Below are 21,735 nucleotides of genomic sequence, written 5' to 3' on the forward strand. Positions count from 1 at the left end.
CAGCTCTTTTTTTGTTTGAGTTAGAGGTTTATAGATGTGGAAAAGCTGTCTGAAGTTGAGAGGCCTTCGGACAGGTTAGAAGCCCACAAATGAAAAGCTGTCTGAAGTTGGGTAGCCTTTGGACAGGTTAGAAGCCTACAGAGTAAAAGCTGTCTGAAGTTGGGTAGCCTTCGGACAGGTTAGAAGCCTACAGAGTAAAAGTTGTCTGAAGTTGAGCAGCCTTTGGACAGGTTAGAAGCCTACAGAGTAAAAGTTGTCTGAAGTTGAGCAGCCTTTGGACAGGTTAGAAGCCTACAGAGTAAAAGTTGTCTGAAGTTGAGCAGCCTTCGGACAGGTTAGAAGCCTACAGAGTAAAAGCTGTCTGAAGTTGGGTAGCCTTCGGACAGGTTAGAAGCCTACAGAGTAAAAGCTGTCTGAAGTTGAGAGGCCTTCGGACAGGTTCATAGCCTACAGAGTAAAAGTTGTCTGAAGTTGGGTAGCCTTCGGACAGGTTAGAAGCCTACAGAGTAAAAGCTGTCTGAAGTTGAGAGGCCTTCGGACAGGTTAGAAGCCTACAGAGTAAAAGCTGTCTGAAGTTGAGAGGCCTTCGGACAGGTTAGAAGCCTACAGAGTAAAAGTTGTCTGAAGTTGAGAGGCCTTCGGACAGGTTCATAGCCCTACAGAGTAAGAGTTGTCCGAAGTTGAGCAGCCTTCGGACAGGTTAGAAGCCTACAGAGTAAAAGTTGTCTGAAGTTGAGCAGCCTTCGGACAGGTTAGAAGCCTACAGAGTTGAAGCTGTCTGAAATTGGTTAGCCTTCAGATAGTTTATACCCCCAAAAACAGAAATCTATCCGAATTTGGCAGGCTTCGTATAAGGAGGATAGCCCTAATAAAGAAAAAGCCACCCAAACCAACAGTGTTAAACAATCATCTTCATGTAACCCCGAACTAAACCAAAAAAGAGCGTTGATTCATAAGAATCAACGCTCTACAACAGTTTCTAACTCGACTGAAACTATCGCTGTTTTTGCTTCCCTTGCTTATTTTTAGTTTTAAGTGCATCTTGACCACTTTTTTCCCAAAGTGGTACTCCAGAATAGTATGCTGCACGACTGATTAAATGACCTGCTACAGGAGCTGTCAGAAACACAAAGATGATTCCAAGAAGAAGCCTTGCGTTCATATATCCATCCTCTACCCAAAAAAACAGAAATGCGCATGAGAGGATAAGTAGTATTCCTAATGTCGCTCCTTTAGACGCTGCATGGTTACGTGTATAGACATCCGGTAGACGAATGACACCTATGGCACTAATTAAACTAATGAGGGCCCCCAGAACAATGATAAAAGCTAAAATGACTTCAAGATTTTCTTTCATCTTCAATGATAACTCCCTTCTCTATAAATTTCGAAAAGGCAACGGTACCAATGAAAGCTAGTATACCAAGCAATAAGATAACCTCTAAGAATGCTTGAGTTCGAAGAACAATACAAGTGATAGCTGTAATCCCAATCAAATTAATCCCAATAGCATCAAGAGCGATTACACGATCGGGTGTAGTAGGCCCTTTAATGACACGATACACAAATCCTAGAGTTGAAACCGATAATAAAACTAGTGCAACATTTAATAACACATCGATCATGATCGGCTCACCTCCTTGATGGCTTTTTCAAAGGTTTGTTTAATACTTTCAATTGAATCCTCGACGTCTTTTAAATCCATTGCATGAATATAAAGTGTTTTACGATCGTCAGAGATATCAATGACAAGTGTTCCAGGAGTAAGTGTAATTAGATTAGCAAGCATTGTTATCTCCCAATCCTTTGTTAACTCGGTGGGTAATGCAAAAATCCCTGGCTTTATATCAAGTTTTGGACTTAAAATGATCTTTAATATCGCGATATTTGACAAAATAAGCTCTTTGATAAAAAGCAAAAGAAGTTTTATAGCAGCTATGACGTTATACAAGTAGAAACGATTCGGAAAAAAACGCCTCATAAAGTAAATCATCAATAATCCCACTAAATACCCACCAAACAGTGATCCTACTGTAAACGAATTGCCTAAGAACATCCAAGTAAAGGCAAGAAAAATATTAAGTAAAATCTGTAATGCCATATCATCTACTCCTTTAACACTGCATCGATATAAATGGATGGGTTCATCAAGGTTTCAGCCGCTTGATGGAAATATGGGATAAACCATTCCGCACCTATACCGAGCGCAATTGATAATGTAAGAAGGAGAGCAATTGGTAAAAGAAGTCCTTTTGTTGTTCCTTTTTCTTCTTGAAGACTAAGCTTCGTTTCTCCCCAAAAACCATTCATGAAAATTTTCATGACTGAATACAAAACTAGTAAGCTTGAAAGTAACACAACTGCTGCCATTACATAATGACCATTTTCAAGTCCACCTTGAACAATAAGAAGCTTCCCTACAAATCCACTTAATGGTGGAATACCAGCCAATGTCACAACAGCTATGAAAAACATCCATCCTAATACTGGATGATTCTTTATTAATCCGCCCATTTTCTTTAAATCAAAGGTACCAGAGATATGTGCCATGGCACCTACAAGAAAGAAGAGAGCAGCTTTGACTATCATATCATGGACAACATAATAGATTGATCCAGCAATTGCGGTAGTAGATAGCGTGGCTACACCAAATAAAATAACACCAACTGCTGTCATGATATTGTATATAATAATCTTTTTAACATCCCAATAAGCGATTGCTCCAATTACCCCAACTAATACTGTAAGTCCTGCAAGGATCGAGATTAATCCATGTGTGAACTCTGCATCATGATAAAAGATAAGGGTAAATACTCTTAAGATCGAATAAACTCCGACTTTCGTTAAAAGTGCTCCAAATAAAGCGGTAATTGGAGTCGGTGGAGCTTGATATGAACCAGGTAACCAGAAGAATAACGGGAAAATAGCTCCTTTTAACCCGAATACAACTAAAAACATAACCGCAATGACAGTTAAGATACCAGGTTGATCAACTTCACTTACTCGCTGTGATAAGTCTGCCATATTTAATGTCCCAACAACTGAGTAAAGTAGTCCAACAGCGGCAACAAATAAAGCTGATGAAATAATATTCACAAGGATATATTTAATTGATTCTCTTAACTGTACCTTTGTTCCACCTAAAACAATTAGGACATAAGAAGACATTAACATTACTTCAAAAAATACAAAGAGATTGAAGATATCTCCTGTTAAAAATGCGCCTAAAACTCCAACCATTAAAAACTGTACGACGGAGTAGAAATAAAATTTTTCTCGCGCTTCTCCAATGGTTTTGAAGGCATATAATATACAAGTTAAGCTAACAATGCTTGCAGTTAATACTAATAATGATGCAAGCATGTCGGCCACAAGAACAATTCCGTATGGAGCTTTCCAGCTACCAACTTGTATGATCTGGATACCGTTATTAAAAACGGTCTGAACTAAGATTGCTGATACAACAATTGTTAATATCGATGCAATCACACTAATCCATTTTTGGACGGTAATTTGTTTATTAAAGAATATGAGAATAATCCCTGCTACTAATGGGACCAGTACTGGTAAAATGACTAAGTTATTCATGACGATCAGTTCCCCTCAAGTTATCCATGTTATCTGTTCCAAGCTCCTGGTATGAGCGATAAGCTAGCACCAAGAAGAAAGAAGTAACACCAAAACTGATAACAATGGCTGTCAGAATTAACGCTTGTGGAAGGGGGTCAGTATAAGCTGCTGCTTTTTCTCCAAGAAGTGGGGCAGCCCCTGTTTTTAAACCACCCATTGTTAGTAATAATAAATGAGCTCCATGACTTAGTAGGCCAGTACCAACGATAATTCTTAATAAGCTTTTAGATAACATTAAATAAGTAGCAGCTGTAAATAAAATTCCAACCATTATCGACATTAATATCTCCATTATTCATCCTCCCCGATCGTTTGAATAATGGTCATCGTTACTCCAATAACCACAAGATATACACCAATATCAAATAACACGGCTGTTGCTAATCCGGTTTCCCCTAAAATTGGAATATCAAAATAATCATAAGTATGTGTTAAGAAAGGAACACCGAAAATAAACGAACCAATTCCTGTAAACACAGCTATTAATAACCCAACAGCAGTTACTTTTTTAAAATCTACCGGAAAGATTTTTTTTACTGTTTTAGCATCAAAAGCAAGAAGCAATAACACAAGTGCTGCAGCCGTCATTAATCCCCCGATGAAGCCTCCACCTGGTGTATAATGTCCGGCAAAGAAAAGATGTAGAGAGAATGCAAGAATAATGAATATCACTATTTTTGTGATAGTTTGTAGGATTAAATCATTTGTCCTCAACCTTCTCTCCCCCTTGTTAAGCGTAAACGGATCATTGCAAAAATACCAAGTGCTGCAATTCCGAGTACGGTAATCTCAAATAAAGTATCCAATCCTCTAAAGTCAACCAGGATAACGTTGACCATATTTTTTCCGCCAGCTTCTTTATAACTTGCTTCGACAAAGTAGCTTGAGATTGAATCAAAAAGCTTTGTCCCATTTGCTGAAAGTGCTAGTAAGGTTACAATTGTCCCAACTCCGAGTGAGATAATTAAATTTGGTAACTTGAATCGGAGCGGCTTCTTTTTAATATCAAGCTCTGGTAGGTGATAAAAGCAAAGTAAAAATAAAGCTACAGATACGGTTTCAACAATTAGCTGGGTTAATGCTAAATCAGGTGCACGGAATAACACAAAAAACAGTGACATCGAATACCCTACAACACCTAGCGAGATAATCGCAGTTAATCTTGATTTTGCAAAAAGAATAGTAATCGTAGCTGTAATCATAACAAGTGTTAAGATGACCTCGTATACTCCGATTGGTGCACTATTTGCAGTTGTAAATGTAAATGCATCTTTCGCTACTAATGTATTAGCTAAAACAATAATCATAAAGGCAAAAATCATCACCAAGTAATCACGGATAAACCCAGTCATATAAAACTTATTAAGTTTATATGTTGAACGTTCCATTGCAACTAAGCCACCATCATATAAATTATTAAGCGTAAGTCGTTTTGGAAATAAATCATATAGCTTAGACCATTTTACTAGGAAAATAATCATGAATGTTCCGACTGCAATAACACCGAGTGTCATGAATAATTCAATATTAAATCCATGCCAATGGTAAATATGAACATGATATGATCCATTGTCACCAAGTAACATTGGTTGGATTGCAGCCATTGCTGGTTCAATAATGGATCCCGATAAGATATTCGGGAAAAAACCAAAAACAATAACTAATGAAGCTAAAATAATTGGTGAAATTAGCATACCAATTGGGGCTTCATGTGGTTTAACATCTAGCTTTTCAGGTTGATATTTTCCGGTAAAAGTTTTAAACACGATGATCATGCTATAAATAAATGTGAAAACACTTGCTACCCACGCAATCACAGGGAACAATGCGCCCCAGGTCTGCATATTAAATATGTCTAATGTTGCTGCATTAATTACTCCTGTAAAGAACATTTCTTTACTAAGAAATCCATTAAATGGAGGAAGACCGGCCATTGAAAACGTGCCAATAATTGCAAGTGTAAATGTAATTGGCATGATTGTCATGAGTCCGCCTAGCTTACGAATATCACGAGTTCCTGTCTCGTGATCAACAATCCCTACTACCATAAACAAACTACCCTTAAAGGTTGCATGGTTGATTAAATGAAACACTGCTGCAACAGTTGCTGCTAAATAAATATTTTTATCAAGATGATCATAATGGAGTGCGGCTGAACCTAGTCCTAATAATGCCATAATCATCCCAAGCTGGCTCACTGTTGAGAATGCCAAAATCGATTTTAGATCTGTTTGTTTAACGGCTGTAAATGATCCCCAGAAGAGTGTGACGATTCCAAAGGTTGACACGATCCAAAACCACTCAGAGGAACCGGCAAAAATAGGGCTTAATCTGGCAACCAAATAAATACCAGCTTTGACCATGGTTGCAGAGTGCAAATAAGCACTAACAGGTGTAGGGGCTTCCATTGCATCCGGTAACCAGATATGAAAAGGGAACTGAGCAGATTTTGTAAAAGCTCCAAGTAAAATCAGGAGCATTGCTGGAATAAATAAGGAATGCTCAGGTAATGTAGCTACCTGCCCAATCATCTCACGAACACTGAAGGTGTTTGTCATGATTGATAATAAGATAAATCCTGCTAGCATTGATAATCCGCCAAACACGGTGATTAGCATGGACTTCTGTGCACCATATCTTGATTTCTCTCGATGATACCAATATCCGATCAATAGAAATGATGATAAGCTTGTAAGCTCCCAGAATGTGTATAACACTATTACATTATCTGAAAGAACAACTCCTAGCATTGCTCCCATGAACATTAATAGATAAACGTAGAAGTTATGGATTGCTTCTTTTTCCTTTGAGAGATAGTAAATGGAATAAAGAATGACAAGGGAACCGATACCAGTAATAAGTAGTGCAAAAAGTAATCCTAACCCATCAATATAAGCAGTAAAGTTAATGCCTAATGAAGGAATCCATGGTGCTGATTCGATTGTCGAGACTCCGTTCATTGTTTCACTTATAAATTGAAAGAAATAAATAAACAAAACAATTGGGAGAATAAGAACGAACCAACCGGTATGTACTTGCCGAAATTTCTTATAAAAAAATGGTACAAATAAAGCCATTATAAATGGAGATAAAATGGCCCAGTGTAACAAAGTCAAAAGTATAACCCCCTTATTAAGATTTCAACATACGTTCTTTCGTATTTATGATATGTTATGCATTTACTTAACGATATATAAATAGTTAAGCTTTAAACGGATGGTTGGTAGCAGAACTAATTATATACTATAGGAAAATTTCTTGCATTCATCCCATCTTGTAGTATTTACGATTTTTATAGAAGTTATTAAATATGTAGAAAGACGTGATTTTTCACACAAAAAAAATTTTCTTTTTAATTACATGTATATTTTCTTGGTTTTATAAAAAACTAAAATCAAGAGGGTGATAAACATGTTCCGAAAATTAGTTGTAGCAGTATCGATCTTCGTTATTATCTTCCTAGGAGCTTGGTATCTAAATGGTGAAACCAAAAGAGAGTATTTTATGAATAATGACGAAGGTGATTATCAGATCCAACATAATGCGGAGAGTTATTTTATTGAAGGTGTGGGAGATATGAGGATATTTCCAGCTTTCATGTCCAGAGAATATATAAGAGTTGATCGTTAGTAAAAAAATGCCAATTCCTTTGTCTGGAACTGGCATTTTTTTATTTATTAACCGGTTCAAACCCATACTTTTCAAATAGTTCTGTTGAATCGGAGCTTTTCAAAAAATAAAGGAATGTCTCAGCTGCACCGCGCTGGTTGCTGCTTGTTAAGATTCCTGCTTGATAATTTATAGGAGAGTGCAGGTTTTGTTCCACTGTCTTAATAATGTGTATCTTATCAGAGTTTATGGCATCTGAAAGATAAACAATGCCAGCGTTTACGTTACCCGTTTCCAGATAGGTTAACACCTGACGAACATCTTTTGCTAAAACCAGTTTATTTTCAAGATTATTCCACAGGTTTAAGGTAGTAAGTAGTTCTTTTGCATATTGCCCAGCTGGTACGGTTTCAGGAATCCCGATTGCAATTTTCTTAACAGAGCTATTCGCTAAATCCGAAAAATCGTTAATGCTGAGTGTAGTATCTTTTGGAGTTGCGAGAACTAGTTGATTTGTAAGAAGAGTGATTGCTGAGCTGGGTTCAACCAGATTCGCAGTCATGGCTTCCTGAAAATTCAACTTTGAAGCAGAGATGTAGAGATCCACGGGTGCACCTTGTTGTATCTGCTTTTGAAGCGAACCTGAAGATCCGAAATTTACTTGAACATGAATAGAGGGTTCTTGTAATTCGAACTCTTTTTTGATTTCGAGTAAGACATCGGTAAGACTTGCGGCCGCAGAGACGGTAATTTCTATTTTGGGATGATCGGTTTGATTGCTAGAACATCCTGCTAGCATCAAAAAACAATAAAATAAAATGAAGTAAACATGAATTCTCATATTATATATTTCCTTTGTTCATAGTTTTGTTTCTATGAATTGAATTATAAATGATTTTTTAAGAATGTTAAATGGAAGCTTTAATTGTGTGTGTAATGAAAAACTAAGGTGTTAGGTAAACCAGGACTTGTTAAGAAGGTAATTCCCTATGTGAAAAATGGCCATCCCTAGTCACAGAATAATAACTAGAGATAGCCATTTTAGATTATGCATCAACATGTACTTTGACTTTTTCATCAGCTCGATTTAAGCTAACCCATAATATGATCGCACTCAAGAAAAACAATACGCTTGTAATAATAAATACTGTGGATATGCCAAAAAATCCACTTAAAATACCTCCCATGGTTGGACCTATAACATTTCCAAGATATCTGAAGCTCACATTATAACCAAGTACCTCTCCTTGAATTGCCAGAGGTGCAACTTGCCTAATATACGCGGTCATACAAGGAATCAATCCTCCAACAGAAATTCCAAATAAAAATCTAAAGATGACTAGCTGCCATAAGTTGCTTACGAAGGCTTGCGGAATAAACATAATACCTGCCAGCAGTAGGAGAATCAGTATGACACGTTCATGCCCAATTCGATCACCTAATTTGCCCCAATGGCGAGTTGCGAGCATGTTCCCAAACCCAGTTGCAGAAAAGGCTAAGCCTGCTAAAAAGGCTAAATTACCTGCGCTACTCAACTCACTAACATACAAAGCCAATAAAGGTTGAATACTGAAATTTGCTGCTTGAATGATAAGTGAAATAAACATAACCGATAAGAGTATTGGATTATGGAAAATGTGTGAAAGGACTTCTTTTCTTGTATATTCAGTTTTATCTTTTCCCTTTTCTTTACGGACTTCTTTGACACCGAACAAAACAAGAATGGTAGCCAATGCAATAATTATGGATGTGATGAAGAATGTATAGTGAAAACCGAATGTATCGGCCATTGCTCCTCCAATTAGTGGACCTAAAAGACCACCAGACACTGTTCCCATTTGCAATGTACCAAGTGTTTTTCCGGCAATTTCTTTAGGGGTTTGTGCAGAGATTAAAGCAAGTGAGGTTGGAATAAAACCTGTGACAGCACCCATGAATAGTCTCAGTACGAATAACTCTGATACCGATGTTACAAATCCCATTAGTAAAATGCTTAAAGAGATCCCAAAACCAGTGACAAGGAGTATTTTTTTATAACCGTACTTATCTCCAAACCTTCCCCAAAACGGTGAAAATATAAACGCCGTTAAAAATGTGATACCAAACACAAAACCAGACCATCTCTGGACATAGTCTGCAGAAAAATCCCCAAACGTTTCTATATAGAGAGATAAAAACGGCAAAATCATCGTGGCACTGGCTGCTACAAAGAAATTAGCAAACCACATGATAAATAAATTTCGATTGGTAACTTTGATACTTACACCTTCTTGTTTGAATATTTCGATTCTCTAAATATATTATAGAATAATATTTCGAATTTTGAAAGACTTTTGACCCACATAGGGAAATACTGTCTACAATTTAATGGAAGAGTAATTTGAACTTGAAAGTTATATAGGTAAAACAGATTAAATTTTTTCATATATTCTGAAAAAAATAAACTAATTAATGTGTCTGTCATGGTATAATATAAGTTACTAATATCATGTTCGATAAGATCAGTATTTTAGAAAGGAGAGAAAAGGAATGGGTGATCAAAACCAGTATCTCTTTATTGATTTTGAATTTACAATGCCTGAAAATAAAACCACACCACAAGGTTTTTTTCCTGAAATTATCGAAGTTGGGCTTGTATCTGTTAAAAATCAATCCATTGTACAGACTTTTTCTTCTTTTGTAAAACCATCCTATTTCCCAACACTCACATCTAGATGCAAATCATTTTTAGGTATTTCTCAATCACAGGTAGATCAGGGAATACCATTCCAAGAACTTATCCAACTGCTACAAGAGGCCGATTTCACTAATCAAAGTACAATTGTCACTTGGGGAAATATGGATATGAAAGTATTAAGAACAAACTGTTTAAAGCACAATGTACCGTTCCCTTATAAGGGGAAAAAAGTAGACTTATCTATGGAATACAAAAGGTTTTTTGGGGACCAGAATCAAACTGGGTTATGGAAAGCTGTTCAAGAGTATGGAAAAGAGGGAACAGGGAAACATCATTGTGCCTTAGACGACGCAATTACAACCTATAATATCTTTAAGCTTGTTGAGAATGATAAAAGATATTTATCTAAACCAGAACCTACTACAATAGGAGATCGAATTGATTTTTCAAAGGTCTTAAATAAATTTGCCTTATAACACCTAATCGCCGAGCTGTGATTGGGTTTTTATTTTGGGATTTAGAGCGCGTTTCTTTTTAGATAAAATTAGACCTTCTCGGAAACGATAAAAAGAGGAGGGATATTTATGTTTATAGGGCATCAAATACAAGACGATAAAACAATGATTTTGCTATTAGACCCAAGTTTTACTGAGTTTTCAAGTGAACTTGGGATGAATAATAACGGAAAAAAACAACATGTAAGTGAAAGTGTTAAAGAATATATCCATAACAAAGCTCCTAACCTTAATCCTTCAATAGTCAAAATAGTTATGGGGACTATTGTTGTAGCTACATTTGTATTTCAAGATAATCATCAGTCTGAAGTAGAAGCCTCAACTGATAATCAGGTAGAAGTGAAGCAGGATACATATCAAGTGAGACATGGTGATACACTTTGGAGTATTGCTAAAAACCATAATCTTTCAACAACAGAACTTAAGCAATTAAACCATTTGACAAGTGATATGATATATATTGGTCAAGTACTTAATGTGACAATTGGAGAAACACCCATTACAAAACCATCTATATATTCTGTGAAAAGTGGGGACTCATTATCAAGTATCGCTAGGCAATATACTATGACGGTAATCGAACTAAAGCTTCTAAATAATTTAACTTCTGATCTTATTCATCCTGGACAAACCTTGATTGTTAAGGGAGAAAACACGTCAGAGGCTTATCCAACCACTACCTCACAATACACGGTAGTCGCTGGTGATTCATTATCAGCAATTGCAAAAAGATTTAATATAACTGTTCAAGAGTTGATGGGATTAAACCAATTGACCTCGGATGTTATCTTTATCGGACAGACCCTCAAAGTGTCAGGAGTGCCAAACGAAAATTCATCCACTGGCCAACTCCAAAACTATAGCGTTCAAGTAGGAGATTCCTTAACTGGGATTGCAAGAAAATTTAACACAACAGTGAATCAATTGAAATCCTTAAATCAATTAACAAGCGATACTATTTACATTGGCCAAACATTAAAAGTGCAAGGGAATCCTATGGGCACAGCAACTACAGAACAAAATTTAATTCAATCAGGCAGTTATACTGTTCAACCTGGTGATTCACTATCCGTAATTGCAAGAAAGTATAATATAACAGTCAACGAATTAAGAGCATTAAACAATTTAACAACTGATACGATTTATGTTGGTCAAGTGTTAAATGTTACAAACTCGGAGACACCAAGCCCAGAAAAATCAAGGCAAGAAGTAAAGCTTGATCTTGTAAAAGATTCTTATAACTATATCGGTGTTCCATATCTATGGGGAGGAACAACACCAGCAGGTTTTGATTGTTCTGGGTTTGTATCCTTTATGTTTCAAAAGCATGGGATTGATTTTTCTAGGGCAACCTCTGCTTCTTACTATCAAATGGGTACTACTGTTTCAAGAGAACAACTAGAACCAGGAGATTTGGTATTTTATGCAGTAAACCGGCCTGGTGAAATCTCTCATGTTGGATTTTATGTTGGAAATAATGAATTTATCTCAGCAACTAGCTCAAAGGGGATTGCAGTTTATTCTTTAGATCATTCATATTGGTCCCAATATTATGTTGGAGCAAAAAGAGTATATTAAAAAAATGGCTGTATATACAGCCATTTTTTTTATGTCTTTAACTATGAAGTAATTAAAGTGGTACCCTTTCTTCTATTCTACCCTGAAAATAACTTAGGTTGGAGAGTTCCATGAGCTGCGATCCACTTGCTTTCCGCGGGGTGGTCCGTGAGCCTCCTCGTCGCCAGGGGCGGGCTCCTGTGGGGTCTCACGAGACCACTCGATCCCGCAGGAGTCAAGTGGCTCTCCGCTCATTCCACACTGAGGAGGAAACATTTTCATTCACCATGGTTCGAAATACTTATTTAGCATGGATGTCTACCCTGAAAAAAGAAAAGCGGAAGGCGCTCGTTCATCGGCGACAGGCATAAGACAAGACGGCTAGAAGGTTGCTTTTTAACCTTCTAGGGTGGATTGACTTAGACCTGAGAGCCGATAGCGCCTGGAGCTAGACACTAGGCGAAGTATAATTTTTCATACTCCATGGTGCTAATTTTAACTAGCTTGGATGTCTACCCTGAAAATAACTTAGTTAGCGGAGTTCCATGAGCTGCGATCCACCTGCTTTCCGCGGGGCGGTCCGTGAGCCTCCTCGTCGCTTTCCTGAGCTCCTGCGGGGTCTCACGAGACCGCTAGATCCCGCAGGAGTCAGGTGGCTCTCCGCTCATTCCACACTAGGTGATTACACTATTTTCATACTCCATGGTGATTTTTTATTAGTATTGGGGTATTCCCTGAAAAGATAGTAAATTTCACCTAACTAGAGGTCGTGAGCTATAATCTTTCAGAAAGAGCCTATTTAAAATATTCCTTTTCAAGACTAGTAATATTTTCTAATGATCGATTTGCCCAGTCCGTTCCAAGAGTTGTTAATTCCTCTTTCATTTTGTTAATTGCTGCTTTTAGCGATTCTTCATATGAGTCTACTTCACCCTCAAATTTTCGAACCATTGTTTTAGGGATATTTGTTTGCTCATTTAAGGCTAATGATCTTCTTTCATGAAATAGAGGAACATCAACTTCCTTTGGGTTATGTAAATCCCCTTGCATTGGATGCTTTAATACAGCTTTTATTTTCACTAAATAATGCTGCGGTCTTACGGCTGTTACTTCACCGATGTACTTCCCAGTTTTATAAATCCCCGTAACGATATCTCCCACTTTGAAATCTTCAACTGACATCATAATACCTACTTTCTCAGACATTTCCTTCATTATATCATTTATTAGTAGTAGCAAATCAATTTGTGAAAGTGGTATACTTGACTCGAAAAGAATTTAAAGGGTGATCATAGTGTTTCTAATAAATGTATTAAATTTATTTTTATATTTTCCTGAAGATAAATCCGAATATTGGGGTGCAGGCATTACAAGTTTAATCTTTTTAATCGCATGTATCTTAACAATGAGACTTATCATCTCTCATTCGAAAAAAGAGCTTGAAAAGGCTAAAGAGCTTGAAGAAAAATTGAAAAATGAACAATAAAAACACCCAAGATTAGAGAATGCTTGGGTGCTTTTTTTAGTTTGTAATTTTTTAAAATTAACCATCCTTGCAGGGCGTTTTAGTTATAATCCCTCAAAAGCTGTTTTTAATCTAACAAGTCCTTCGTTTAAAGTAGTTCGGGGACAAGCAAGATTAATTCGGAAAAATCCTTCACCACCTGGTCCGTATTTTGGACCTGGTTCTAAACCAATCTTCCCTTTTTCAGTTAAAAGTCTCTGAAGGTCTTTGTCTGATAATCCAAATTCCCGTGCATCAATCCATACGAGATATGTAGCATCTGGTTGAATTACTTTGAGCTTTGGTATATTCTCGTTAATAAAGTGAGTTAGGGTTTTTATATTTTCTTTAAGGTACAATAAGAAGTCATTAAACCAATCTTCCCCGTTTACATAGGCGGCTTCCATTCCTACCATCCCTAAGGTATTTAGGTGGGAGATTCCTTTGTTGCTTTGATAATGATCAAATTTAACCTTTAAACGGCGATTTGGAATAATAACTGATGATGCTTGGAGACCAGCTAAATTAAAGGTCTTTGTTGGTGCAATAAATGTGAGTGTTTGTTCACGAATTTCTTCTGATATAGATGCAATCGGAGTATAGGAAGTATCCCCTATAATAATATCTGCATGAATATCGTCTGATAATAATAAGATTCCATTTTTAACACAAAGTTCTCCAAGTCTAGTAAGATCGTCTTTGGTCCAAACCTTTCCACTTGGGTTATGAGGATTACATAAAATAAACATTTTCACTTCAGGTGTTAAGACCTTTTCAAGTTGTTCAAAATCCATCTGATATTGGTTATCTTCGAGGCGATTTTGAATCGTAACTAATTGTCGTTTATTTCTTTCGATAATATGGAAAAAGGGCTGATAAACAGGTGTCTGAATAGCAATTTTATCACCTGGGCTTGTAAAAGCACCTATAGCCATTGCCATGGCGGTAACAACGCCCGGACTGTATGAAATCCAATCTGGTCTGATGTCCCATTGATGTCGCTTCTTCATCCACGTCATTATGGAGTCAGCAAGAGATGTTGGATATATCGTATAACCAAATATTCGGTGATCTAAGCGCTCTTTAATAGCATCAATAACTTCATTTGGAACCATAAAGTCCATGTCTGCAACCCACATTGGCAATACGTCTTCATGTCCAAACAACTTCTCATTTAAATCCCATTTTACAGAATTTGTTCCTTTACGTTCAATTACTTGATCAAAAATAGGATGATTCAAAGTTTTCCCCCTCCAATTAGATTATGATATGATATTAGCACTAAAAAAATGTTTAATAAGGTGATATGTATGGAATTACAAAACATGGAAATGCAAAATATGAATATAAAGCTCATGGAGAAATTATTATCTTGGGATCCACTAGGCTATGGGGCTGATGCGTATGAAACTGAAGTAGTGGATGTGCTTCAAGCTGTTCATATGTTAGATGATTCAGTAAAGTTGGCTAGGAAAATCCAGGCTATTTATGAATTCTCGTTTGAAGAAATAATTCCTTTAAAAATTTGTGAGAAGATGGCAATGGAATTGCTGGTTATTAAAAATAGCTCATCTTGTGAGATATAGATTTTCATCTTTCATTATAGGCTATCTTCGTAAACTATGATGTGAAAACTACATCTGGGTTCTTGATAATTTAACCTATTATTTAAAATACAGCCATATCCACTCAAAAGGCGTAGTATATACTAACTACTCTAGAGTTCTACTAACTAGATGTCAAAGAAATTCACTTATATATGCAGAGAATTAACGTTTATAAGTGAACATCTTTTATGTAAGCCTAGAAATAATCTGAGTCCAAAGTCAAGTGAAGTTCGGACAGCTTTAAGTAATCCAAAGTTGTCCGAACTTTAGATGAGATTTGTTCCACTGCCAGTCCTTATGTTAAAGAATTCGTTCTTAATTCTAAGCATTCCTTCTCATAAATTGGATTCTTGTTTTTCTATAAATTTTATAATGTCTTTAGAGACATCCTCAGGTTTTTCCTCAGGGAGTAGATGACCAGTATCTTTATAGGTAATAAAATAAGAATTGGGCAGGTCATTATGAAGTCTTTTACCGATATGGATAGGAACTATTCGGTCCTGTTCACCCCAAATCAACAAACAAGGCGTATCTATTTTTTTAAGTTCAGTTGAACTTAAATCTCCTTCTCGATGGCGAATCATCCTAGTTAAACCAATAAAAACCCCTTGGTTTTCGAACGGTAAGCTATATCCTTCAATCATTTCATTATCAATAAGTGAATGATCATTAACCACACTTAATAAGTTATTAAGTACTCCTTTTTTCGCAAGATAGTATTTCACATAGTAGTCAAAAAATGGGAGGTAAGAGGTGATCATTAAACTTTTTTTTGCAGGTTTTAAATAAGATGTACTACATAGAAGAATGATACATTTTATAAACGATGAATCTTGTCTTGCCATATGTAACGCTAATTGCCCACCCATTGAATGACCAATAATAATGATCTTATGATTGCATATGCTTTTTAGAGAGCCTATTATCGTTTTTGCTATATTTTCAAACGAATATCGAAATCTTTTTGGTTTACCACTTTTACCAAATGGAGGGAAATCAAGAGCAATTACTGAATATTGTTCAGTAAGATAAGGAATTAATTTTCGAAAACTAAATGTAGACGATAAAAAACCATGAATTAGAACCACTACAGGCTTGTTTGTACGGTATTCATAAATCTCATAGTGAATATCAATTCCTGCATAATGTACTTTACGTTCCTCTTTCTCTAAATAAGTCATATAATTCAACCTCGTGTGTAGGATTTGTACATTTTACCCTATTTTTGAGGTTGACATCCATTCCAAATAATATTCGCGCCCTAGAGTATGGATATTGAGAGCTCTCAAGGACAAAACCTTTTTTCTAAAACAAATATATTGGTTTCCCAGAGCATATATCACTCTAGAACAAGATATATCAGTCTAACTTTGAGTTTATCGGTCTAACTTTGAGTTTATCGGTCTAACTTAAGATATATCAGTCTAACTTTGAATTTATCGGTCTAACTTAAGATATATCGGTCTAACTCAGAGTTATCAGTCTAACTCTGAGTTATCGGTCTAACACAAGATATATCAGTCTAACTCTGAGTTTATCGGTCTAAAACAAGATATATCGGTCTAACTCTGAGTTTATCGGTCTAAAACAAGATATATCAGTCTAACTCTGAGTTTATCGGTCTAAAACAAGATATATCAGTCTAACTCTGAGTTTATCGGTCTAAAACAAGATATATCAGTCTAACTCTGAGTTATCGGTCTAAAACAAGATATATCAGTCTAACTCTGAGTTTATCGGTCTAAAACAAGATATATCAGTCTAACTCTGAGTTTATCGGTCTAAAACAAGATATATCAGTCTAACTCTATGTGGGAACGCAGCGAATGCAACTCGCAAACCCTAGGTGTTTTCAAGGTAAAACACCCTAATAACAAAAATATTTTCCAATACTCTCGAAAAATTCCGTTTTTTTGTTATAATTATTAGAAAATTCCCGTTTTTCCTTAAGGAGGATACAACATGACATTCAATGAAATTGAAATTGAAATATTAAATATTATTGAAAAAGACAGCAGACTATCTGTTGATACAATAGCTAAGATGGTAAACAAAAGTACTGAGGAAGTTAGTACTATTATCAAAAAACTTGAAGATTTAAATGTCATTGTTGAGTACAACACCATGGTCAATTGGAGAAAAGTTGCTGGCCATGAAGGGGTTACAGCGATGATTGATGTCAAGGTTGCTCCTAAACGTGGTGTTGGTTTTGATGCAATCGCAGAAAGAATTTACCGCTATCCAGAGGTAAAGTCAGTTTATCTCATGTCAGGAGCATATGACCTGTCTGTTGTCATTGAAGGAAAATCAATGTCAGAGGTAGGAAACTTTGTCTCAGATAAATTGTCGACTTTAGATTCGGTGCTATCGACAACCACCCACTTTGTATTAAAGAAATATAAACATGATGGGACGATTTTTGATCATGGTGAAGAAGATAAACGTATCGTGGTGTCTCCATGACCATCAATAAAACTCAATTCCTATCTAAAACTGTTACCGAGTTAAAACCTTCTGGGATTCGTCGTTTTTTTGATTTGGCTGCAAATATGGAGGGTGTTATTTCTTTGGGGGTAGGTGAGCCTGATTTCGTCACCTCATGGGCAGTACGTGAAGCCTGTATTTTATCATTAGAGCAAGGACACACATCATACACTGCAAACGCTGGCTTGATTGAGTTAAGATCAGAAATCGCTAGTTATCTAAACCGTTCTTTTTCAGTAAAATATTCTCCTACCTCAGAAATTTTGGTGACTGTTGGTGCGAGCCAAGCCCTTGACTTAGCATTAAGGGCTATCATAGATCCTGGTGATGAAATTATCATTGTGGAGCCAACCTTTGTTTCGTATGCACCTATAGTATCTTTAGCAGGAGGAGTACCAGTACCAATTCATACAGAAAAAGAAGATGAATTTAAACTTCGACCAGATCAAATTGAAAAGGTTATTACTAATAGAACAAAAGCAATTCTGATTTGTTCCCCTAATAATCCGACGGGAAGCGTGCTTTCAAAAGAGGAGCTTGTAGAAATTAGCAAAATAATTAAAAAGCATGATTTATTGGTCATTTCTGATGAAATTTATGCAGAACTAGTTTACGACCAAACGTATACTAGTTTTCCGAGTATAGAAGATATGTTTGATCAAACGATTTTAATCTCAGGTTTTTCGAAGGGGTTTGCCATGACAGGTTGGCGCTTGGGATTTGTATGCGCCCCAGAAGAGATTCTACAAGCGATGCTCAAGATCCATCAATATACAATGATGTGTGCTCCTACAATGGCCCAGCATGCCGCAATTGAAGCATTAAAGGGTGGAATGCATGATGTGGAAGAGATGAGGAAGAGTTACCGTCAGCGGCGGAATTTCTTTGTTAACTCGTTGACTGAAATAGGATTAACATGTTACACCCCGGGAGGAGCATTTTATGCGTTTCCATCCATTGAGAAAACCGGAATGACGTCTGAACAGTTTGCTGAAAATCTACTTCTAGAAGAAAAGGTAGCAGTTGTTCCAGGGAACGTTTTTGGTGAAAGTGGGGAAGGATTTGTTCGATGTTCATACGCATCATCCATTGAACAGCTACAAGAGGCAGTTAAGAGGATGGGAAGGTTCATGAAGAAATTCTAATGAAACTTCTCAAACAAGTTGCTCCTAATTGTAAATTAAAAGGTGCATTTATTTATGAAAATAAATATATCTAGAGAATACTGCGGTGGAAATATTTAGGGGAACACAAAAAGAGGCTGACCTACATAAGAGGCTAGCCTCAAAAAATTAAGGGGGGATTACTAGAAAGCTTTAATAATAGTATTAACCGATTATTGTAACTTTAAACTTGTTGGCGTACTTATTTATATCGAACTACTGTAAAGGAAGCTTGCTCCTATTTATCCATTCAAGTAATGTGAATAATTCATCTACAGGAATGTCCTTCAGTTTCAGTAAGATTGTTTTTGTCGTTGAAACACCTAATTGATTGATTAATTCAATTAATTCCTCGTCAATCTGACTCGTGATTTGATTAGAATAGGAGATAAGTTCTGTGGCAGGAACATCTAAGACTGTTGACAACTTTAGCAGGGTTTGAGTATCAGGTATGAGGTATCCAGTTTCATATTTTTTAATTGTACCTGGCCCAACTCTTACTTTAAATGCTAATTCCTGTTGATTCATCTGATTAAGTTCTCTTAAAATTCTTACCTTTTCTCCGAAGGTATGCATCGAATTCACCTCTTCTCTAATAATCGTGTACTTAAATATTTTGTTCCTCAATTAAATTTTAGCATCATAATTCCTTCTATAAACAGTCATTTATTGAAAATTCTGTGTTGTTTTTAATTTGGGGAAAGTTTACTAAATAACTAAATAATTAGACATAAAAAGGTAAAAACTATGAATACCTTTAAATACAATTTTTGATTATATGACAAAACTGTGATATAATTTAAAATTGCGTATAAATGTATGTATATAAATAAGATTTAGGAGTGTTTACATGTCAGAAAAATTTGCAGTTGGTAGTGTCGTTCAAGGTAAAGTTACTGGTATTCAACCATACGGAGCGTTCGTTGCTTTAGATGAATCAACACAAGGATTAGTTCATATCTCTGAGATTACTCATGGATATGTAAAGGATGTAAATGAGCATCTTAAGCTAGGAGATGAGGTTTCGGTTAAAGTTTTATCTATTGATGAAGCTGCAGGGAAAATTGGTCTTTCAATTCGTGCTACACAAGAAGCACCAGAGAAGAAGGAAGAAGCAAAGCCAAGAAAGCGTCAAGCTGCTCCTGTAAAGGTCGAAACAGAAACGCCACAAGGATTTAATACACTTAAAGAGAAGTTAGAAGAGTGGATTGAGCAATCAGATCAAGAGATCATTAAGAAGTAATACAGAAATGAGAAGGCCAAAGGTATATACCTTTGGCCTCTTTTTATACCTACCTAAGTTATCGAGTAGGTCTTGGTTCAGTTGTGGTTGCTGCTTCTGGTGATGGTTTGAATAGTAAACCAAGATTAATCAGTCCAGCAATTCCAACAAGACCATAAATGATTCTAGATAAAGCAGATGTTTGACCACCAAAGATAGCTGCAACTAGATCAAATTGGAAAAATCCAATTAACCCCCAGTTGACCGCTCCAATTATTGTAAGAACAAGTGCTATACGTTGAATAGTACTCATAAACATCCTCCTTTTTGAAAAAAATATCTTTCTTGTATAGAATTAGTAAAAGCATCAAAAATATTCATTAGTAAGTTAGAAAGTGTATTGCTTTACAATTATTTTTCAAAAGCTCATAATCAATAAAAAGAGGAGGGATATAATGGAGAATTTTACATTTCATAATCCAACAAAATTAATTTTTGGAAAAGGGCAATTAGAGCAATTAAAGAATGAATTACCACAGTATGGTAATAAGGTGTTGCTTGTTTATGGTGGAGGAAGTATAAAGCGAAATGGCCTCTATGATAATGTATTATCACTTTTGAAGGAAATTGATGCTGAAGTCTTTGAATTGGCAGGTGTGGAACCAAATCCTAGGGTATCGACTGCAAGAAAAGGAATTGAGATTTGTAAAAACGAAGGAATCGATGTTCTTTTAGCTGTAGGTGGTGGGAGTGTTATTGACTGCACAAAAGCGATTGCTGCAGGTGCTAAGTATGATGGAGATGTTTGGGACTTCATGACAAGAAAAGCTGTAGCAAAAGAAGCGCTACCTTTTGGAACCGTATTAACATTAGCAGCTACTGGCTCTGAAATGAATGCAGGCTCTGTTATAACCAACTGGGAAACAAATGAAAAGTTTGGTTGGGGTAGTGGTGCAACATTTCCAAAATTCTCGATTTTAGATCCTGTTCATACATATAGCGTACCAAAAGACCAAACTATATATGGAATTGTAGATATGATGTCACATGTTCTGGAACATTATTTTCATCATGTTCAAAATACACCATTGCAGGACCGATGGTGTGAATCAATCTTAAAAACAGTGATGGAAGCGGGTCCAAAATTGGTCGAGGACTTAGAAAATTATGAGCTTCGTGAAACAATTCTTTACTGTGGTACGATGGCTCTAAATGGTATGGTAAATATGGGATACCGTGGGGATTGGGCAACTCATAACATTGAACATGCAGTTTCCGCTGTGTATGATATTCCTCATGGTGGTGGACTGGCAATTATCTTCCCTAACTGGATGAAGTACAACCTAGATGTCAATGTATCACGATTTAAGCAGCTTGCTGAGCGAGTATTTGACGTTGATCCAACCGGCAAGTCAGAGCGAGATGTTGCACTTGAAGGAATTGAAAAGCTCCGTGAATTCTGGAATAGCATTGGTGCACCTGCACGTTTAGCTGATTATGAAATCGGTGATGATCAGTTAGAAGTAATGGCAGAGAAAACTGTAATATTCGGTGAATTCGGTAACTTTAAGAAGTTGAATAAAGAGGATACACAAGAAATTCTTAGAGCATCGCTTTAAGAATTGTCATTTCCCCTGCTGGGTTTCAGTGGGGGTTTTAATGTAGAATCGATCATAACGTAAACATTTGCTTAGGTGAAGAACTGAGGGATGAATTTCCTCTATTTTTTAATTTCGTCACGCTAAGTGTAGTAAAACAAAAGATTCA

Annotated in this window: 23 protein-coding genes; 9 read left to right on the top strand and 14 right to left on the bottom strand. The window is 36.3% G+C overall.

What is annotated here, in order from left to right:
* Positions 1 to 994: 994 nt before the first annotated feature.
* From mnhG to BK579_RS06015, 7 genes are read right to left on the bottom strand one after another with little or no spacing between them, the layout of a single operon-like run.
* Positions 995 to 1,357, bottom strand: coding sequence for a monovalent cation/H(+) antiporter subunit G (mnhG, locus tag BK579_RS05985; RefSeq protein WP_078544264.1), 363 nt, complete (start codon positions 1,355 to 1,357; stop codon positions 995 to 997).
* Positions 1,341 to 1,625 (bottom strand): Na(+)/H(+) antiporter subunit F1, encoded by a 285-nt coding sequence (locus BK579_RS05990; RefSeq protein WP_078544266.1) that lies wholly within the window; start codon positions 1,623 to 1,625, stop codon positions 1,341 to 1,343. Before BK579_RS05990 ends, mnhG begins: the two co-directional genes overlap by 17 nt.
* Positions 1,622 to 2,101: a Na+/H+ antiporter subunit E gene (locus BK579_RS05995; protein WP_078544267.1), complete on the bottom strand. Its 480-nt coding sequence runs from the start codon at positions 2,099 to 2,101 to the stop codon at positions 1,622 to 1,624. Before BK579_RS05995 ends, BK579_RS05990 begins: the two co-directional genes overlap by 4 nt.
* Before the next feature lie 5 nt (positions 2,102 to 2,106).
* A complete protein-coding gene (locus tag BK579_RS06000) occupies positions 2,107 to 3,588 on the bottom strand; it encodes a Na+/H+ antiporter subunit D (protein ID WP_078544269.1) in 1,482 nt (493 codons plus the stop codon).
* Complete coding sequence (locus BK579_RS06005; protein WP_078544271.1) at positions 3,581 to 3,922, bottom strand: Na(+)/H(+) antiporter subunit C; 342 nt, start codon at positions 3,920 to 3,922, stop codon at positions 3,581 to 3,583. Before BK579_RS06005 ends, BK579_RS06000 begins: the two co-directional genes overlap by 8 nt.
* Entirely contained in the window at positions 3,922 to 4,344 is a 423-nt protein-coding gene (locus tag BK579_RS06010; RefSeq protein WP_078544272.1) for a Na(+)/H(+) antiporter subunit B, read from the bottom strand. The genes BK579_RS06005 and BK579_RS06010 overlap by 1 nt, the downstream gene beginning before the upstream one ends.
* Complete coding sequence (locus tag BK579_RS06015; protein ID WP_078544273.1) at positions 4,341 to 6,746, bottom strand: Na+/H+ antiporter subunit A; 2,406 nt, start codon at positions 6,744 to 6,746, stop codon at positions 4,341 to 4,343. The genes BK579_RS06010 and BK579_RS06015 overlap by 4 nt, the downstream gene beginning before the upstream one ends.
* A gap of 295 nt (positions 6,747 to 7,041) precedes the next feature.
* Here BK579_RS06015 and BK579_RS06020 point away from each other — a divergent pair, with 295 nt between their 5' ends.
* A complete protein-coding gene (locus BK579_RS06020; RefSeq protein WP_078544275.1) occupies positions 7,042 to 7,260 on the top strand; it encodes a hypothetical protein in 219 nt (72 codons plus the stop codon).
* A 40-nt stretch (positions 7,261 to 7,300) separates the two neighbouring features.
* On the opposite strand, the gene modA is transcribed toward BK579_RS06020, so the two are convergent.
* Positions 7,301 to 8,080, bottom strand: a complete 780-nt coding sequence (gene modA, locus BK579_RS06025) for a molybdate ABC transporter substrate-binding protein (protein ID WP_078544276.1) — start codon at positions 8,078 to 8,080, stop codon at positions 7,301 to 7,303.
* Between the two features lie 205 nt (positions 8,081 to 8,285).
* Positions 8,286 to 9,467, bottom strand: coding sequence for an MFS transporter (locus BK579_RS06030; RefSeq protein WP_078544278.1), 1,182 nt, complete (start codon positions 9,465 to 9,467; stop codon positions 8,286 to 8,288).
* A 301-nt stretch (positions 9,468 to 9,768) separates the two neighbouring features.
* Here BK579_RS06030 and kapD point away from each other — a divergent pair, with 301 nt between their 5' ends.
* Together kapD and BK579_RS06040 are read left to right on the top strand one after the other, a co-directional pair.
* Positions 9,769 to 10,392 carry a 3'-5' exonuclease KapD gene (kapD, locus tag BK579_RS06035; protein WP_078544279.1) on the top strand — a complete coding sequence of 208 codons (624 nt, stop codon included), beginning with the start codon at positions 9,769 to 9,771 and terminating at the stop codon, positions 10,390 to 10,392.
* 108 nt (positions 10,393 to 10,500) lie between these two features.
* Positions 10,501 to 12,009: a C40 family peptidase gene (locus BK579_RS06040; RefSeq protein WP_078544281.1), complete on the top strand. Its 1,509-nt coding sequence runs from the start codon at positions 10,501 to 10,503 to the stop codon at positions 12,007 to 12,009.
* A gap of 774 nt (positions 12,010 to 12,783) precedes the next feature.
* Here BK579_RS06040 and BK579_RS06045 read toward each other — a convergent pair.
* Positions 12,784 to 13,170 carry a kinase-associated lipoprotein KapB gene (locus tag BK579_RS06045; protein ID WP_078550421.1) on the bottom strand — a complete coding sequence of 129 codons (387 nt, stop codon included), beginning with the start codon at positions 13,168 to 13,170 and terminating at the stop codon, positions 12,784 to 12,786.
* A gap of 112 nt (positions 13,171 to 13,282) precedes the next feature.
* On the opposite strand from BK579_RS06045, the gene BK579_RS06050 reads away from it, so the two are divergent.
* Positions 13,283 to 13,474: a hypothetical protein gene (locus BK579_RS06050; protein WP_078544283.1), complete on the top strand. Its 192-nt coding sequence runs from the start codon at positions 13,283 to 13,285 to the stop codon at positions 13,472 to 13,474.
* Between the two features lie 83 nt (positions 13,475 to 13,557).
* Here the strand turns inward: BK579_RS06050 and BK579_RS06055 are convergent, their stop codons facing one another.
* Positions 13,558 to 14,733, bottom strand: coding sequence for a MalY/PatB family protein (locus tag BK579_RS06055; RefSeq protein WP_235848355.1), 1,176 nt, complete (start codon positions 14,731 to 14,733; stop codon positions 13,558 to 13,560).
* 69 nt (positions 14,734 to 14,802) lie between these two features.
* Here BK579_RS06055 and BK579_RS06060 point away from each other — a divergent pair, with 69 nt between their 5' ends.
* Positions 14,803 to 15,078: a DUF1871 family protein gene (locus BK579_RS06060; protein ID WP_407936241.1), complete on the top strand. Its 276-nt coding sequence runs from the start codon at positions 14,803 to 14,805 to the stop codon at positions 15,076 to 15,078.
* 356 nt (positions 15,079 to 15,434) lie between these two features.
* Here BK579_RS06060 and BK579_RS06065 read toward each other — a convergent pair whose 3' ends face one another.
* Positions 15,435 to 16,280 (bottom strand): alpha/beta hydrolase, encoded by an 846-nt coding sequence (locus BK579_RS06065; protein WP_078544285.1) that lies wholly within the window; start codon positions 16,278 to 16,280, stop codon positions 15,435 to 15,437.
* Positions 16,281 to 17,061: 781 nt separating this feature from the next.
* On the opposite strand from BK579_RS06065, the gene BK579_RS06070 reads away from it, so the two are divergent.
* Both BK579_RS06070 and BK579_RS06075 read left to right on the top strand, forming a co-directional pair.
* On the top strand, positions 17,062 to 17,562 hold the full coding sequence (locus BK579_RS06070) for an Lrp/AsnC family transcriptional regulator (protein ID WP_078544287.1): 501 nt from the start codon (positions 17,062 to 17,064) through the stop codon (positions 17,560 to 17,562).
* Positions 17,559 to 18,728 carry an aminotransferase gene (locus BK579_RS06075; protein WP_078544289.1) on the top strand — a complete coding sequence of 390 codons (1,170 nt, stop codon included), beginning with the start codon at positions 17,559 to 17,561 and terminating at the stop codon, positions 18,726 to 18,728. Before BK579_RS06070 ends, BK579_RS06075 begins: the two co-directional genes overlap by 4 nt.
* 234 nt (positions 18,729 to 18,962) lie before the next feature.
* On the opposite strand, the gene BK579_RS06080 is transcribed toward BK579_RS06075, so the two are convergent.
* Positions 18,963 to 19,373, bottom strand: a complete 411-nt coding sequence (locus tag BK579_RS06080; RefSeq protein ID WP_235848356.1) for a helix-turn-helix domain-containing protein — start codon at positions 19,371 to 19,373, stop codon at positions 18,963 to 18,965.
* Positions 19,374 to 19,596: 223 nt separating this feature from the next.
* Between BK579_RS06080 and yugI the strand changes: the two genes are divergently transcribed.
* Positions 19,597 to 19,989, top strand: a complete 393-nt coding sequence (yugI, locus tag BK579_RS06085) for a S1 domain-containing post-transcriptional regulator GSP13 (protein ID WP_078544293.1) — start codon at positions 19,597 to 19,599, stop codon at positions 19,987 to 19,989.
* Between the two features lie 58 nt (positions 19,990 to 20,047).
* Here yugI and BK579_RS06090 read toward each other — a convergent pair whose 3' ends face one another.
* Positions 20,048 to 20,281, bottom strand: coding sequence for a DUF378 domain-containing protein (locus BK579_RS06090; protein WP_078544294.1), 234 nt, complete (start codon positions 20,279 to 20,281; stop codon positions 20,048 to 20,050).
* 142 nt (positions 20,282 to 20,423) lie between these two features.
* On the opposite strand from BK579_RS06090, the gene BK579_RS06095 reads away from it, so the two are divergent.
* On the top strand, positions 20,424 to 21,587 hold the full coding sequence (locus BK579_RS06095; RefSeq protein WP_078544296.1) for an iron-containing alcohol dehydrogenase: 1,164 nt from the start codon (positions 20,424 to 20,426) through the stop codon (positions 21,585 to 21,587).
* Positions 21,588 to 21,735: the final 148 nt, after the last annotated feature.

Origin of the sequence: Litchfieldia alkalitelluris, from assembly GCF_002019645.1 — a bacterium.
GTDB classification, from domain to species: domain Bacteria; phylum Bacillota; class Bacilli; order Bacillales; family Bacillaceae_L; genus Litchfieldia; species Litchfieldia alkalitelluris.